This is a genomic window from Streptomyces sp. NPDC111656, from assembly GCF_055656965.1.
The window spans coordinates 728,173-741,811 of record NZ_JBVKCA010000002.1 but is presented as its reverse complement, the minus strand read 5'-3'; the positions used below and the strand labels follow the sequence as shown (position 1 = coordinate 741,811).

The window sequence follows — 13,639 nt, the reverse complement described above, 5'->3', positions numbered from 1 at the left end:
GGTTCCGGGTTCCGGAACCTGGGTACGGCGGCGGCCGGCCGGTTACTGGTTGGCCGCCGTCGACGCCTGGGCCTCGCCGCGGCGGCGGATCTGGCGGAAGGCGAACTCGGCCAGGTCGTTGCCGGTCGTGAAGACCTTGGCGTCCTTCGTCGTCACGTCCTTGCCGTTGGTGAAGCCGGCCAGCGTGAAGTAGGCGTAACGGCCGAAGGAGTTGGTGGTCGAGCGGCAGACCGCCGTACGGCAGAAGTTGGCGACGCCCTGGCCGGACAGCGAGGTGATGATGCTCTTGCTGTCCGCCTCGGACTTCGCCTTGACCGCCTGGGCCGCGGTGTTGAAGACCGCGACGCCGACGGTCACCGAGACGCCGTCCTTGGTGTAGGTGACGCGCATCATCCGGGTGCAGTCGTTCTTGTTGAGCACCGCGGGCAGCGTGCCCTGCACGGCCGACGCGCAGTTCGTCGTCGAGGCGGTGGGGCCCTTGCGGTAGACGCGGTCACCCATCGTGAGCTGCGAACCGGGGAAGAGGATGTCCGGGCTGAGCGGCGCGGTGTCCTTCTGCACGCTGGATATGAAGTCCATCGGATCCAGCGGCGGCGGCGCCGAGGTCGGCGCGAACGTCGGTACCGGCGCCGTGCTGTCGCTCGGGATGCTCGCGGTGGCGGGCAGCTTGCTGGGCGTGTTCCCGGCCTGGTTGTCCCCGTTCGAGGAGACGACGGCCACGGCGACGGCCGCGCCGACCGCGATCGTGGCGACCGCCGAGCCGACGATCACCAGCAGTCTGCGCCGTCGGTTGCGTGCCTCGGACGCGTCGGCGAGTGCCGCCCAGTCCGGAGTCTGGTTCCGACGTCCCCAATCGGGTTGCTGAGAACCAGGCTTCCAGGGATCCCACGGAGGTTCCCCCTGCCCACCCTGCCCATAACTCATGCGCGCATCTTAGACGGGGTCCCGGGGGTGCCGGTCCGCACCGGAGGGCACTTGAGCCCCTAGCGTGACCTGAGTGCGCACGGGCAAAACTGACATCTCCGGGTGGTTGGTGCGACACGCTTCGGCAGGCTTCCAGGTGCGGGCCGTCGGGTGACGCCGGGTAGTCGGACCGTTGCGGAGGAAAGGACTGCCTTACTCTGTTTACAGGGACTGCTCGCGTGGCCCTGAGTGCCCAGGTGCTCGGGTCGCGAACCCGCGTTTTGACCCGTCCGGGCAACCGCGGGTACTCTTACAGTTCGTTATGCGTATCGGCTTGGTCGTTCTCACGCGAGAGGCCCCTACGTAGGTTCCCTGGAGCAGTTACCAGTGGGCGGCATACGGGCATCGTTCCCGGCACTGTCGTCCCCAGCTGCACGATCGCTTCAGTGATGCCATGTGTCAGCACCCATCCACTGAAGAAGAAGGCTGCGAAGTGCGTACGTTCAGCCCCAAGCCCGGCGACATCACTCGCCAGTGGTATGTCATCGACGCCCAGGATGTCGTCCTGGGCCGTCTGGCCACCACTGCCGCGAACATCCTGCGGGGCAAGCACAAGCCGATCTTTGCGCCGCACGTCGATGCTGGTGACTTCGTCATCATCATCAACGCCGACAAGGTGCACCTCTCCGGCAACAAGAAGACCCAGAAGCTGGCGTACCGCCACTCCGGCTACCCGGGTGGTCTGCGCTCCGTCCGTTACGACGAGCTGCTGGCCAAGAACCCCGAGAAGGCCATCGAGAAGGCCATCAAGGGCATGATCCCCAAGAACACCCTGGGCCGTCAGGTGCTCTCGAAGCTGAAGGTCTACGCGGGCGAGAACCACCCGCACGCTGCTCAGCAGCCGGTCCCGTTCGAGATCACCCAGGTCGCGCAGTAGTTCCGGCCACCACCCCCTAAGACAGAAAAGAATCTGAGGAGAATCGTGGCCGAGACCACCGTTGAGCAGCCGGTCGAAGAGACTGAGCTCGTCGACATCGAGAACTACACCACCGAGTCCGAGGTCCCCGTCGAGGGCGAGTACACCTCGGAGTCGCTCGCGGGCCGCTTCGGCGACCCGCAGCCGGCCGCCGGCCTGGGCCGTCGCAAGAACGCCATCGCCCGCGTCCGGATCGTCCCGGGCACCGGCAAGTGGAAGATCAACGGTCGCACCCTTGAGGACTACTTCCCCAACAAGGTGCACCAGCAGGAAGTCAACGAGCCCTTCAAGGTGCTCGAGCTCGACAACCGCTACGACGTCATCGCCCGCATCTCGGGTGGCGGCGTCTCCGGTCAGGCCGGTGCGCTCCGTCTCGGTGTCGCCCGCGCGCTGAACGAGGCGGACGTGGACAACAACCGCCCGGCCCTGAAGAAGGCCGGCTTCCTCAAGCGCGACGACCGTGCGGTCGAGCGCAAGAAGGCCGGTCTCAAGAAGGCCCGTAAGGCTCCGCAGTACAGCAAGCGTTAATCGCTGGCTGCTGCGTATTGGTACGACCGTTCGCCCCGGCGGCACGCTGTGTGCCGCCGGGGCGTTCGTTTATCACAGCCCAGGGCGTATAACGGCACAAGGCGCTCAAAGGCTTGCATGATCGGATGACTTCCGAAAACTGAGCTTCATCAGGAGGACACCAGTGGGACGACTCTTCGGCACGGACGGCGTGCGCGGTGTCGCCAACGCGGATCTGACGGCCGAGCTGGCGCTCGGTCTCTCCGTGGCGGCGGCACATGTGCTGGCCGAGGCGGGTACGTTCGAGGGCCACCGGCCGGTGGCAGTGGTCGGGCGGGACCCGCGCGCGTCCGGGGAGTTCTTGGAAGCAGCCGTGGTCGCAGGCCTGGCCAGCGCGGGTGTGGACGTCCTGCTCGTCGGTGTGCTGCCCACCCCCGCGGTGGCGTACCTCACCGGCGCGCTGGGCGCCGACCTCGGCGTGATGCTCTCGGCCAGCCACAACGCCATGCCCGACAACGGCATCAAGTTCTTCGCCCGCGGCGGCCACAAGCTCGCCGACGAGCTGGAGGACAGGATCGAGGGCGTCTACGAGGAGCACCGCACCGGTGCGCCCTGGGACCGGCCCACCGGCGCCGGGGTCGGGCGCGTGCGCGCCTACGACGAGGGGCTCGACAAGTACGTCGCCCACCTCCTCGGCGTGCTCCCGAACCGCCTCGACGGCCTGAAGGTCGTCCTCGACGAGGCGCACGGCGCCGCCGCCCGAGTGTCTCCCGAGGCCTTCACGCAGGCCGGTGCCGAGATCATCACGATCGGCGCCTCGCCCGACGGCCTGAACATCAACGACGGCTGCGGCTCCACCCACCTCGACCTCCTGAAGGCCGCCGTCGTCGAGCACGGGGCCGACCTCGGCATCGCGCACGACGGTGACGCCGACCGCTGCCTCGCCGTCGACCACACGGGTGCCGAGGTGGACGGCGACCAGATCCTGGCCGTCCTCGCGCTGGCGATGCGGGAGCGTTCCGCACTGCGCTCTGACACGGTCGTCGCGACGGTCATGTCCAACCTGGGCTTCAAGCTGGCCATGGAGCGCGAGGGCGTCTCCCTCATCCAGACCGCGGTCGGCGACCGCTACGTCCTGGAGGAGATGAAGGAGCACAACTACGCGCTCGGCGGCGAGCAGTCCGGGCACGTGATCATCCTCGACCACGCCACCACCGGCGACGGCACGCTGACCGGCCTGCTGCTGGCGGCCCGGATCGCCCAGACCGGCCGTACGCTCCAGGACCTCGCGTCCGTCATGGAGCGGCTGCCGCAGGTCCTCATCAACGTTCCCGACGTCGACCGCTCGCGGGTGAACAGCTCCGCCGAACTGGCGGCCGCGGTCACCGAGGCCGAGCGGGAACTCGGCTCCACCGGCCGGGTGCTGCTGCGCCCCTCCGGCACCGAGCCGCTCGTCCGGGTCATGGTCGAGGCCGCCGACATCGACCACGCACGGTCGGTGGCGGGACGGCTCGCGGACGCGGTGAAGTCGGCGCTGGGCTAAGACCGCCCCGCCTTGGCGGTACGTTCCCGGTGCTGGGCCCAGAGCCACTTCTGGGCCGGCAGCGTGAGCGTGCCACGGCGAGGATGATGCCGAGCAGATTCAGCAGCAGCTCGGCCTGGCTCAACTGGCCGACGGTGTCCATGAAGATGCCGCAGAACACGGTCGTCGCCATCGCCACGGCGAAGCCCACCAGCGGCGCGATCAGCGACCGCGCCGCGAGCCGTGGATGCCGCCGCACGAGGGCCGTGCTCACCCCCGCCGGCGGCCCGACTCCGGACCCACCGCCATCGCGCCCACGATCAGCGCCCTCGCCCGGCGACGGGTCTCGCGACTACAGCTTGCGCAGGCTCAGGCGCTGCACCTTGTGGTCCGGGCCCTTGCGCACGACGAGCGTGGCGCGGCCCCGGGTGGGAGCCACGTTCTCCAGCAGGTTGGGCTTGTTGATGGTGCGCCAGGTCGTGCGCGCGTAGTCGAGCGCCTCCTCCTCGGAGACCTGCGTGTACCTGCGGAAGTAGGAGTCGGACTTCTGGAAGGCGGTCTGGCGGAGCTTCTTGAACCGGTTGAGGTACCAGCGCTCGATGTCCTCGGCGCGGGCGTCGACGTACACGCTGAAGTCGAAGTAGTCCGCGAGGCCGACGCGGGTGCGGCCGTCCTTGCCGGGGAGGGCGGGCTGCAGGACGTTCAGGCCCTCGACGATGAGGATGTCCGGACGGCGGACGGTCAGCCGCTGGTCGGGGACGATGTCGTAGATCAGGTGGGAGTAGACGGGGGCCGTGACCTCGTCCTTCCCCGCCTTGATGTCGGCGACGAACCGGGTGAGGGCCCGACGGTCGTACGACTCGGGGAAACCTTTCCTCGACATCAGACCGCGTGTCTCCAGCTCCTTGGTGGGGAGCAGGAAACCGTCCGTGGTCACCAGTTCGACACGCGGGTGTTCGGGCCAACGTGAGAGCAGGGCCTGCAGCAGGCGCGCGACGGTGGACTTGCCGACGGCAACCGACCCGGCCACCCCTATGACGAACGGGGTGCCGGACTGGGAGCCCTTCTCGCCGAGGAACGTGTTCAACGCCCCTCTGAGCCCGTCCGTGGCGCCGACGTACAGATTGAGCAGTCTGGACAGCGGCAGATAGATGTCCCGCACCTCGTCGAGGTCGATGACATCGCCCAGACCGCGCAGCTTCTCGACCTCCTCGGCGGTCAGTGGCAGCGGCGTCTTTTCGCGCAGCACGCTCCACTCGGCTCGGGTGAGGTCGACGTAGGGAGTCGCCTCCGGCCTGTGCCGGTGGGCGCTCCGGGGCATCGGGGAGACCGGAGAGATCACACTCCATTGTTACGGGAGTGTGGACGGGGTGGGGGGTGGGGTCGGTCACGTAGTCGGCTACACGGGGTTACGCATGGGCGTCCAGGGGGCCGGGGACCCCCGAAAGGTGGCTGGAATTTCCGAATTCGGGCACGGAGTGCCGGGTTCGGGGGGCTGTTGGCGCTTAGGCTGCGGCGCATGTGCGGAATCGTGGGATACGTGGGGTCGCAGTCGGCGCTCGATGTGGTGATGGCCGGGCTGAAGCGGCTGGAGTACCGGGGGTACGACTCGGCGGGCGTCGCGGTGTTGGCGGACGGGGGGCTCGCCGCCGCGAAGAAGGCCGGGAAGCTGGTCAACCTGGAGAAGGAGCTGGTCGGCCGGCCGCTGCCGACCGGGTCGACGGGGATCGGGCACACGCGCTGGGCCACGCACGGGGGGCCCACGGACGCGAACGCCCATCCGCATCTCGACAACGCCGGGCGCGTCGCCGTCGTGCACAACGGGATCATCGAGAACTTCGCGCTGCTGCGTGCCGAGTTGGCCGAGCGCGGGCACGAGCTGGCCTCCGAGACCGACACCGAGGTGGTCGCACACCTGATCGCCGAGGAGTTCTCGGCGTGCGACGACCTGGCGGAGGCGATGCGGCTGGTGTGCCGCCGCCTGGAGGGCGCGTTCACGCTGGTGGCGGTGCATGCGGACGATCCGGACGTGGTGGTGGGGGCGCGGCGGAACTCGCCGCTCGTGGTGGGCGTTGGAGAGGGCGAGGCCTTTCTCGCCTCGGATGTCGCCGCGTTCATCGCCCACACGCGGTCGGCGATCGAGCTGGGTCAGGACCAGGTCGTGGAGCTGCGCCGGGACGGCGTGACGGTGACCGGTTTCGACGGCCGTCCGGCGGACGTGCATTCGTACCACATCGACTGGGACGCCTCGGCCGCGGAAAAGGGGGGCTATGACTACTTCATGCTCAAGGAGATCGCCGAGCAGCCCAAGGCGGTCGCCGATACGCTCCTGGGCCGGATCGACGCGGCCGGTTCACTGACCCTCGACGAGGTGCGGATCCCGGTTCACGAGCTGCGCGAGGTCGACAAGGTCGTCATCGTGGCCTGCGGGACCGCCTTCCACGCCGGGCTGATCGCCAAGTACGCCATCGAGCACTGGACGCGGATCCCGTGCGAGGTGGAGCTCGCGAGCGAGTTCCGGTACCGGGATCCGATTCTCGGTACGCGGTCGCTGGTGATCGCCATCTCCCAGTCCGGCGAGACCATGGACACGCTGATGGCGCTGCGGCACGCCCGCGAGCAGGGCTCCAAGGTGCTGGCGATCTGCAACACGAACGGTTCGACGATCCCGCGCGAGTCGGACGCGGTGCTGTACACGCACGCGGGTCCTGAGGTCGCCGTCGCGTCCACCAAGGCCTTCCTGACGCAGCTGGTCGCCTGTTATCTGGTCGCGCTGTACCTGGGCCAGGTCCGCGGGACCAAGTGGGGCGACGAGATCCAGGCCGTCATCCGGGACCTGTCCCAGATCTCCGGCGAGGTGGAACGCGTCCTGGAGACCATGGAGCCGGTACGGGAGCTCGCACGATCGCTCGCCGACAAGAAGACCGTGCTGTTCCTGGGGCGGCACGTCGGATATCCGGTCGCCCTGGAAGGTGCCCTCAAGCTCAAGGAGCTCGCCTACATGCACGCCGAGGGCTTCGCGGCGGGTGAGTTGAAGCACGGGCCGATCGCGTTGATCGAGGACGATCTGCCGGTCGTGGTCGTCGTGCCGTCGCCGCGCGGGCGCTCGGTTCTGTACGACAAGATCGTGTCCAACATCCAGGAGATCCGGGCGAGGGGTGCGCGCACGATCGTGATCGCCGAGGAGGGGGACGAGGCGGTGGTGCCTTACGCCGACCACCTGATCCGGATTCCGGCCACGCCGACGTTGCTTCAGCCGCTGGTCGCGACGGTGCCGTTGCAGGTCTTCGCGTGTGAACTGGCGACAGCGCGGGGCAACGAGGTGGATCAGCCTCGGAACCTGGCGAAGTCGGTGACGGTGGAGTGAGTTGTTTTTAGGGCGCCGATGAAGGTGGCGAAGGCCCCGGTCGGGAAGGTGAGGGTGGCCCTGGCCGGGGTCTTGGAGTCGCGGATGGCTATGTGGGTGCGGCGCTTGGCGATTTCCACGCAGGCGTCGCCTTGGCCGCCGCCGGAGAGGGATGACTTCTGCCAGACGTCGTGGGTGGTCATTTCCTACAGCTCCTTCGCCAGCTGGTGGATGAAGTCACGCGAGCGTTCGGGTTCGAGTGACACCGTCTCTACCCTACGGAAGAGCGTTCGATAGCGGCTGAGTTGGGCTTCGGCGTCGATGAACACGGGGCCGTTGGGTCCGTCGCGCACGACGGTGTCCAGCTTGGAGGCTGCGCCACCCGCATACACCATGGAACTCCCGGCTCCTCCGAAGCCATCCAGGTCGAAGGGGATGACGCGCACGGTGATGTGGTCGGCTTCGGCGAGTTCCAGGATGCGGGCGAGCTGAGCGCGTGCCGTGGCGCGGTCGCCGGCTCTGATACGCAGAGCTGCCTCATGGATCAGGGTCTCGTATGGGACCGGGTCAGGGCGCTCGATGATGACCTTGCGCTTCATCCGGTGTTCCACCCAGCGCTCCACCTCGCTCTCCGGGAACTCCGGGTTCACGTACGAGAAGAGCGCCCGGGCGTAGTCCTCGGTCTGCAGAAGGCCCGGGACGTGCAGGAAGTCCACGTCCCACCGGTACTTGGCGTGGTGCTCCAGCTCGGACAGATCCAGGAACGGCGTTGGCAGCAGACTCCGGTAGTCCTCCCACCAACCGCGTGTCCGGTCAGAGGCGATCGCGATCAAGACGCCGATGAACTCCCCGTCCGAACAGGCGTAGTGGGATGTCAGGCGGCGGAGTCGCTGTTCGCTCACGCCCGTGAGTCCGGATTCGATGTGGCTGATCTGGACGCGACCGGTACCGAGCAACGCCGCCGCCTCGACGGCGGTGAGCCCTGCCGCCTCGCGGAGCCTGCGCAACTCGATCCCCAGGCGCATCTGACGTGCCGTTGGTTCGCGCCTCAGGACCATCAGTTGCTCCTTCTCGTTCGGGGGCAGATCACGCGATCGGCTTGCTCGGGATGACAGGTTATCCCTACGGTGGGTGACGCGGCGCACACACTGCGACACCCCGGGGTACCGGAAGCGCACCGCTCCGTTCTGCCGTGACGGCTGCGCCAATGCCACCGCCCGGAACCGCCGAGTATCCCCAACCCCCCACCAGCCGAACGGAGTTCACCCATGCCCGAAACCGTCGCCGAACCCTGGGAGTACATGATGTACATCCCCCACGACCTCCGTGCCGTCACCGTCAGTCGCCGTACCGTCCGCCTGATCCTCACCCTGCACGGACTGATCCGCCTCACCGACGTCGCCGAGCTGGTCGCGGCCGAGCTGGTCTCCAACGCCGTACGGCATACGAAGGGGCAGGCGGCGCTACGGGTGCAGTGGCGGGCCGGGGTCCTGCGCATCGGCGCCTGGGACGCGGACCCGCAGCCCCCGGAGCCGTCCCTGCCGTGGGACCAGGTTGCCGACGCGGAGGCGGGACGCGGCCTTGCCCTCGTGCGGGCCTGCGCCGACCTGTGGGGCTGGCAGCCGCTGGCCAGGAACGGGCAGCGCGGCAAGTACGTGTGGTGTGACCTGGCTGCCGCGTAGCTCGTTGATCACGTCGTACAGGAAGGAGGGCTGATGGTCAGCTCGTCGCATGAGGCGCTGCACCACTTCGGCCAGAAGGACACGGCCGGGTTGAACCGCAACTTCCAGAAGCTGTTCCATGTGCCGTTCCCGGAGCCGTGCGGCTTCACGGTGCTCAACACGGACCCGCGCGGCTCTGCTCGTACAGCTCGTGACGTCCGGCCTGGTGGATTCCCAGGCGAAGGAGATTTGGAGGGACCTGATGGCTCCGGTGAACTACTTCTTCAAGAACCCGGCCGCGGAGCGGGTGAGGGATGAAGGGCGCGTCGAAGGGCGCGTCGAGGGGCGAGTCGAAGGGCGAGTCGAAGACCGCATCGAAATGACCCTGAAGATCCTGGAGCTTCGAGGCCTCCAGGTACCTGACTCCGTCCGGCAGCGGGTGCAGGCGTGCTCCGACCTGGATCAGCTCAAGGCCTGGTCGGAACGGGCGGTCCACGTGGCCGACGCAGAGGACCTGTTCACGGACGTGCGGCCCGAATAGCAGGACTGGAGGCCTCCAGCGCACTCCAGCCCGTCTTGCACGAGACAGCTACTCCGCCGACCCGTCCACATCCGGGAACGGCACCGGCGGAGCCGGTGTGGCCGTAGATGGTAGCCGCCGGCCAGGAACGGGCAGCGCGGCAAGCGCGTGTGGTGCGAGCTGGCGGCGGCCTGATGTTGCACGGTGTTTGCCGTGGCGGGTGGGCAGTTGCGGATGCTCGCAGGTGGTCATCGAGGCCGGCCGAGGGAGCCGGCCGTGAAAGGCCAAGTAGTTGCGCGGTCGACTTCACCTCCCGTAACGGCGCGTCGACTCGACTGTCACAGGGGCGTCTTGATGCAGCTCCCTTCGCAACGCCCGTCCGGCGGCGGGCCTCCTTTGAAGCAGCAACGCCCGCTCAGCCGGAGCGAGCGCGACGACACCGCTTCCCAGGAGTACCGATGCGCGTCAAGAAGATGTCCGCCCTCGCCCTCATCGTCGCCGCTGCCGGCCTCTCGCTGACCGCGTGCGGCAGCGGCGACGGATCGAGCGCCTCCGCCAACACCAGCGTGTCCACCGCCGGGAGCGGCTCCACCGGCGCCCAGGACTCGACCTCAGGTTCCTCCGCGTCCGGTTCCTCCACCGGCGGCCAGGCCTCGACCTCGACCGCAGGTTCCTCCACGTCCGGTTCCTCCTCGTCCGGCTCCTCCACCGGCTCCAGCAAGGGCAGCGGGCTCACCGCCCAGTCCGCGACGTCGGGCTCCATGTGCAAGACCGATCATCTCGCTCTCAGCGCCTCCGCCACGGGGGTCAAGAACCAGATAGTCGTCAACCTGAAGAACACCGGTTCCGGCAAGTGCAGCATGCACGGCTTCCCGGGCGTCCAACTCGTGGGCCCCGACGGCCTGGGCGACACCGGGCCCGACGCCGCCCGCACCGACACCTCGGGATCCACCGTCAGCATCGGGCCCGGCGAGGAAACCCGCTTCCTGCTGCGCTACATCCCGAGCACCAGCGGCTCCGCCAAGACCTACACCCGGCTCTCCGTCACCCCGCCCAACGAGAAGGTCTCGGAGATCGTGAATCTCAACGACCTGGCCATCACCATCGCCGCCCCCAGCGGCGACGCTCCCGACGTCTACGTCGACCCCATCGGCTACCACGTCGGCTCCGGCAAGTGAGCCCAGTGACATCCCGCGGGGGCGCTCTCTCCTGAGAGGATCACCGCACCGTACGGATATGTGAATGCAGGGTGGGGAACATGGGCGTTCTGGTGCTGGCCGGTCTCCTGGTGCTTGTTATCGGTGGGAGCGTGTGTGTGGTGTGGGCGTCGCGCGGCGGGCCCCGCTGGGTCCGGGGCGTGGCGGCGGTGACGCTCGTCGTGGGCGAGCTGGTGCACGCCTTCGCGAAGAGCAACCGGCGGCGGAGTGTGAATCGGTCCGGCGGAGACGGTGACTAGGGTCGGCGAGGAGGCTCGTTCCGACGGTGGCGTTAGGCCGTTTGTCCCGCTGTGGGGGTTCCCGCTGCGACCCGTGGGCCGTTGCTCTCTTATTCTCGGACACGACCTTTCGAATACAAGAGGAGCAGTGCCATGGGACAGAACGTCTTCTTCGAGGTGTCCGCCGACGGCGAGCCGCTCGGCCGGATCGAGTTCAAGCTGTACGACGACGTGGTCCCGGAGACGGCCCGCAACTTCCGTGAGCTGGCCACCGGTCAGAACGGGTTCGGCTACAAGGGCTCGCCGTTCCACCGCGTCATCCCGGACTTCATGCTGCAGGGCGGTGACTTCACCAACGAGGACGGCACCGGCGGCAAGAGCATCTACGGTGCGAAGTTCCCGGACGAGAACTTCAAGCTCAAGCACACCAAGCCGGGTCTGCTGAGCATGGCCAACGCCGGTCGGAACACCAACGGCTCGCAGTTCTTCATCACCACGATCGTCACCGACTGGCTCGACGGCAAGCACGTCGTCTTCGGTGAGGTCGTCGAGGGCATGGACGTCGTCAAGGCCGTCGAGAAGCTCGGCAGCCGTTCCGGCTCCACGTCCAAGAAGATCGTCATCTCGGACTCCGGCACCGTCTGAGAGATCCAGGCCGGGATTCGTCCGGCCGTACAGCACAGAGATCGAGCGGGAACGGCTGCGGCCGTTCCCGCTCGATCGGTATCGGGCACCCCTCGCCTCTCCCCGGCGTGACGCGGACCACACCGCAGGAATTTCGGCTCTCCCTGTAAGAAGTGGGCGCTCACGCGCATTGCTTGGTGAGAGAGCCGATATGAGGGGATGGCGTGTGACACATGCCCAACGCTTCAGGGACGTCTACGAGGAGTGCTATCCGCGCGTCCTCGCCTATGCCACGAGTCTGGTGGGTCGACAGGTAGGCGAGGACATCACGAGCGAGACGTTCACCGTCGCCTGGCGGCGCGTGCGGGACATTCCGCAACCCGCACTGCCCTGGCTCCTGGGAGTGGCCCGCAACCTGGTGCGCGAACTGCGCCGCCGGGACAGCCACCAGTACGCCCTCGCCGCCGAGGAGGCGCAGCGCATCAGCAGCGGTGCCCGGAACGACGTCGGTGACGTCGCGGCGGACGTGACCGACCGGGAAGCCGCGTTGCAGGCCCTGGCGAGTCTGTCCGACGCCGACCGGGAACTGCTGACTCTGATCGCCTGGCACGGACTGAGCCCCAAGCAGGCGGCACGGGTCCTGGGCTGCACCATCGCGACGCTGACCGTCCGGCTGCACCGGGCCCGCCGTCGGCTGGAGAAAGCCCTCGAGGCGGTGTCCCCGGCGGAGACGGCGTCCGTAGCCCCCGCGCAAGCACCGCCCGCTCAAGCGCCGGCCGCGAAAGTGCCGTCGGCTCGGGCCCCGCACCGCAGCACCGATCGCAAAGGAGCACTCACATGAAGAACACCCACGTACGGTCCGGGCGGCCCGACGTCCTGAGGGTGCTCGCGGACGCGCGGCCCGACGAACTCGACCCGGCCCGGCTGGCCGACTCCCCGCGGCAGCACGACGACCTGGCGCGCATCCTGGCCGGAGCGACGGACAGTCGCGCGACACGCTCCCAGGAACCACGGCGCCTCTGGGCCGGGATCCGGCCGCTCGGGACCGTCGTGGCCGTCGCGGCCGTCGCGGCGTCCGTGGTGGTCGTGAGCACGCTCGACGGGCAGGACCCTTCAGGGGTGCGCGCGAGCGCCCACCCGCAGTCCTCGGCCGCCACGTCGGGGTCGGCCTCGGCGGCGTCGGAGGGCCGTGCCGACGTCCAGGTCGACGGCCGCCTCGAACTGCTCAGTGTGGCGAAGAAGGCGGAGACACCGGCCGCCGAGGGAACGTACTGGCAGACCACCACGCGCTCGCAGGACGTGAACGTCGTCGGTGCGAAGGGACAGCTCTTCGCCGTGCGCACCACGGCGAGGGGGGAGTGGTCGGTGGGTGTGCGTCCGGGAACCCAGAGCCTGATGGTCTCCGGTCTGGACGACGTGACCGCGCCCCGCACCGAGGCGGACAAGGCACGCTGGCGAGCCGCGGGCTCGCCGGCCACCGTGCAGGCCGAGGCCTCGACAGCGGCCGGACAGGGCACGCTGGGGTACAGGATCGGAGCCGGGCGGCCGATGGTCATGCGGACGGACGCCGACGACAAGATCTACGCCCTCGGCCCGCGGAACGTCTCGTACCAGGATCTGCGCGAACTCCCCTCCAACAGTGGAGAGTTGCGCCGTCAGCTGGAGAAGCTGTACGCGGCGGACAGCAGCGATGCCGAGACCGGCGCCGGCCGTACGGCCTATGTGCTGCGCCAGGCGGCCGACCTCATCACGATGCCGGTGAAGCCCGCCGTACGGGCGGCCGCGTATCGGGTGATCGCGGACCTGCCCGGTGTCCGGGGGCTCGGGCGTGTCACCGACCCACTGGGGCGTGAGGGCGTCGGTGTCGCGTTCCCCGGCACGGCGCGCACCCCGCTGGGGAGCGTGCAGCAGCAACTGGTCGTGGACCCGACCACCGGCGCGATGCTCTGCGAGCAGGTCGTGCTGGTCGAACCGTCGGCCAGGGCCCGGGAGGCGGGTCTCGACGCGGGTACGACGGTGAACTACGAGGCGACGACGCGGATGAGCTGGGGCGAGCACCAGATCACCGTGCCGAAGAACGCCAAGCACTGAGCTCGCGCGAGCAACGCCGAGAGGTGGGCGCGTCGGCGGCCGTCCGGCCCATAG

Annotated in this window: 15 protein-coding genes and 1 pseudogene; 11 read left to right on the top strand and 5 right to left on the bottom strand. The window is 68.5% G+C overall.

The genetic code is table 11. The features are described from left to right. Positions 1-42: 42 nt before the first annotated feature. The gene (locus tag ACZ7M3_RS08885) at positions 43-924 is read right to left on the bottom strand and encodes a hypothetical protein (protein ID WP_472061845.1); all 882 of its coding nucleotides are present in this window, start codon (positions 922-924) and stop codon (positions 43-45) included. Between the two features lie 472 nt (positions 925-1,396). Here ACZ7M3_RS08885 and rplM point away from each other — a divergent pair, with 472 nt between their 5' ends. The 3 genes from rplM (at position 1,397) to glmM (ending at position 3,929) form a co-directional block, all read left to right on the top strand. Continuing rightward, the gene (gene rplM / locus ACZ7M3_RS08880) at positions 1,397-1,840 is read left to right on the top strand and encodes a 50S ribosomal protein L13 (RefSeq protein ID WP_060895272.1); all 444 of its coding nucleotides are present in this window, start codon (positions 1,397-1,399) and stop codon (positions 1,838-1,840) included. Positions 1,841-1,885: 45 nt separating this feature from the next. Further along, the gene (rpsI, locus tag ACZ7M3_RS08875; RefSeq protein ID WP_060895271.1) at positions 1,886-2,407 is read left to right on the top strand and encodes a 30S ribosomal protein S9; all 522 of its coding nucleotides are present in this window, start codon (positions 1,886-1,888) and stop codon (positions 2,405-2,407) included. A 163-nt stretch (positions 2,408-2,570) separates the two neighbouring features. Further along, positions 2,571-3,929, top strand: coding sequence for a phosphoglucosamine mutase (glmM, locus tag ACZ7M3_RS08870; RefSeq protein ID WP_355302868.1), 1,359 nt, complete (start codon positions 2,571-2,573; stop codon positions 3,927-3,929). Between the two features lie 106 nt (positions 3,930-4,035). Here the strand turns inward: glmM and ACZ7M3_RS08865 are convergent. Both ACZ7M3_RS08865 and coaA read right to left on the bottom strand, forming a co-directional pair. Next, positions 4,036-4,232: pseudogene (locus ACZ7M3_RS08865) on the bottom strand (DUF389 domain-containing protein); the annotation flags it as partial. A 28-nt stretch (positions 4,233-4,260) separates the two neighbouring features. After that, positions 4,261-5,229, bottom strand: coding sequence for a type I pantothenate kinase (gene coaA / locus ACZ7M3_RS08860; RefSeq protein WP_355302866.1), 969 nt, complete (start codon positions 5,227-5,229; stop codon positions 4,261-4,263). Positions 5,230-5,427: 198 nt separating this feature from the next. Here coaA and glmS point away from each other — a divergent pair, with 198 nt between their 5' ends. After that, positions 5,428-7,275, top strand: coding sequence for a glutamine--fructose-6-phosphate transaminase (isomerizing) (gene glmS / locus ACZ7M3_RS08855; protein ID WP_267062607.1), 1,848 nt, complete (start codon positions 5,428-5,430; stop codon positions 7,273-7,275). Here glmS and ACZ7M3_RS08850 read toward each other — a convergent pair. Next, positions 7,236-7,457 (bottom strand): DUF397 domain-containing protein, encoded by a 222-nt coding sequence (locus ACZ7M3_RS08850; protein WP_472061842.1) that lies wholly within the window; start codon positions 7,455-7,457, stop codon positions 7,236-7,238. The genes glmS and ACZ7M3_RS08850 overlap by 40 nt on opposite strands. A gap of 3 nt (positions 7,458-7,460) precedes the next feature. Then, the gene (locus ACZ7M3_RS08845; RefSeq protein WP_472061841.1) at positions 7,461-8,312 is read right to left on the bottom strand and encodes a helix-turn-helix domain-containing protein; all 852 of its coding nucleotides are present in this window, start codon (positions 8,310-8,312) and stop codon (positions 7,461-7,463) included. 210 nt (positions 8,313-8,522) lie between these two features. On the opposite strand from ACZ7M3_RS08845, the gene ACZ7M3_RS08840 reads away from it, so the two are divergent. From ACZ7M3_RS08840 to ACZ7M3_RS08810, 7 genes are all read left to right on the top strand, one after another. After that, entirely contained in the window at positions 8,523-8,936 is a 414-nt protein-coding gene (locus ACZ7M3_RS08840) for an ATP-binding protein (protein WP_472061839.1), read from the top strand. Between the two features lie 190 nt (positions 8,937-9,126). Then, a complete protein-coding gene (locus ACZ7M3_RS08835; RefSeq protein ID WP_472061838.1) occupies positions 9,127-9,456 on the top strand; it encodes a hypothetical protein in 330 nt (109 codons plus the stop codon). Between the two features lie 437 nt (positions 9,457-9,893). Continuing rightward, positions 9,894-10,613: a DUF4232 domain-containing protein gene (locus tag ACZ7M3_RS08830; protein ID WP_472061836.1), complete on the top strand. Its 720-nt coding sequence runs from the start codon at positions 9,894-9,896 to the stop codon at positions 10,611-10,613. 80 nt (positions 10,614-10,693) lie between these two features. Next, positions 10,694-10,891: a hypothetical protein gene (locus ACZ7M3_RS08825; RefSeq protein WP_472061834.1), complete on the top strand. Its 198-nt coding sequence runs from the start codon at positions 10,694-10,696 to the stop codon at positions 10,889-10,891. A gap of 132 nt (positions 10,892-11,023) precedes the next feature. After that, entirely contained in the window at positions 11,024-11,515 is a 492-nt protein-coding gene (locus ACZ7M3_RS08820; RefSeq protein ID WP_355314568.1) for a peptidylprolyl isomerase, read from the top strand. 205 nt (positions 11,516-11,720) lie between these two features. Further along, a complete protein-coding gene (locus ACZ7M3_RS08815; protein WP_472061832.1) occupies positions 11,721-12,335 on the top strand; it encodes an RNA polymerase sigma factor in 615 nt (204 codons plus the stop codon). Then, positions 12,332-13,585 (top strand): CU044_5270 family protein, encoded by a 1,254-nt coding sequence (locus tag ACZ7M3_RS08810; RefSeq protein ID WP_472061830.1) that lies wholly within the window; start codon positions 12,332-12,334, stop codon positions 13,583-13,585. The genes ACZ7M3_RS08815 and ACZ7M3_RS08810 overlap by 4 nt, the downstream gene beginning before the upstream one ends. Positions 13,586-13,639 lie beyond the last annotated feature (54 nt).

Excerpts from the sequence above, each read along its gene's own strand:
- ACZ7M3_RS08850 (WP_472061842.1), bottom strand. The coding sequence starts at position 7,457 with ATGACCACCCACGACGTCTGGCAGAAGTCATCCCTCTCCGGCGGCGGC.
- glmS (WP_267062607.1), top strand. The coding sequence starts at position 5,428 with ATGTGCGGAATCGTGGGATACGTGGGGTCGCAGTCGGCGCTCGATGTG.
- ACZ7M3_RS08830 (WP_472061836.1), top strand. The coding sequence starts at position 9,894 with ATGCGCGTCAAGAAGATGTCCGCCCTCGCCCTCATCGTCGCCGCTGCC.
- ACZ7M3_RS08810 (WP_472061830.1), top strand. The coding sequence starts at position 12,332 with ATGAAGAACACCCACGTACGGTCCGGGCGGCCCGACGTCCTGAGGGTG.
- ACZ7M3_RS08845 (WP_472061841.1), bottom strand. The coding sequence starts at position 8,312 with ATGGTCCTGAGGCGCGAACCAACGGCACGTCAGATGCGCCTGGGGATC.
- ACZ7M3_RS08885 (WP_472061845.1), bottom strand. The coding sequence starts at position 924 with ATGAGTTATGGGCAGGGTGGGCAGGGGGAACCTCCGTGGGATCCCTGG.
- coaA (WP_355302866.1), bottom strand. The coding sequence starts at position 5,229 with ATGCCCCGGAGCGCCCACCGGCACAGGCCGGAGGCGACTCCCTACGTC.
- ACZ7M3_RS08840 (WP_472061839.1), top strand. The coding sequence starts at position 8,523 with ATGCCCGAAACCGTCGCCGAACCCTGGGAGTACATGATGTACATCCCC.
- ACZ7M3_RS08825 (WP_472061834.1), top strand. The coding sequence starts at position 10,694 with ATGGGCGTTCTGGTGCTGGCCGGTCTCCTGGTGCTTGTTATCGGTGGG.
- ACZ7M3_RS08820 (WP_355314568.1), top strand. The coding sequence starts at position 11,024 with ATGGGACAGAACGTCTTCTTCGAGGTGTCCGCCGACGGCGAGCCGCTC.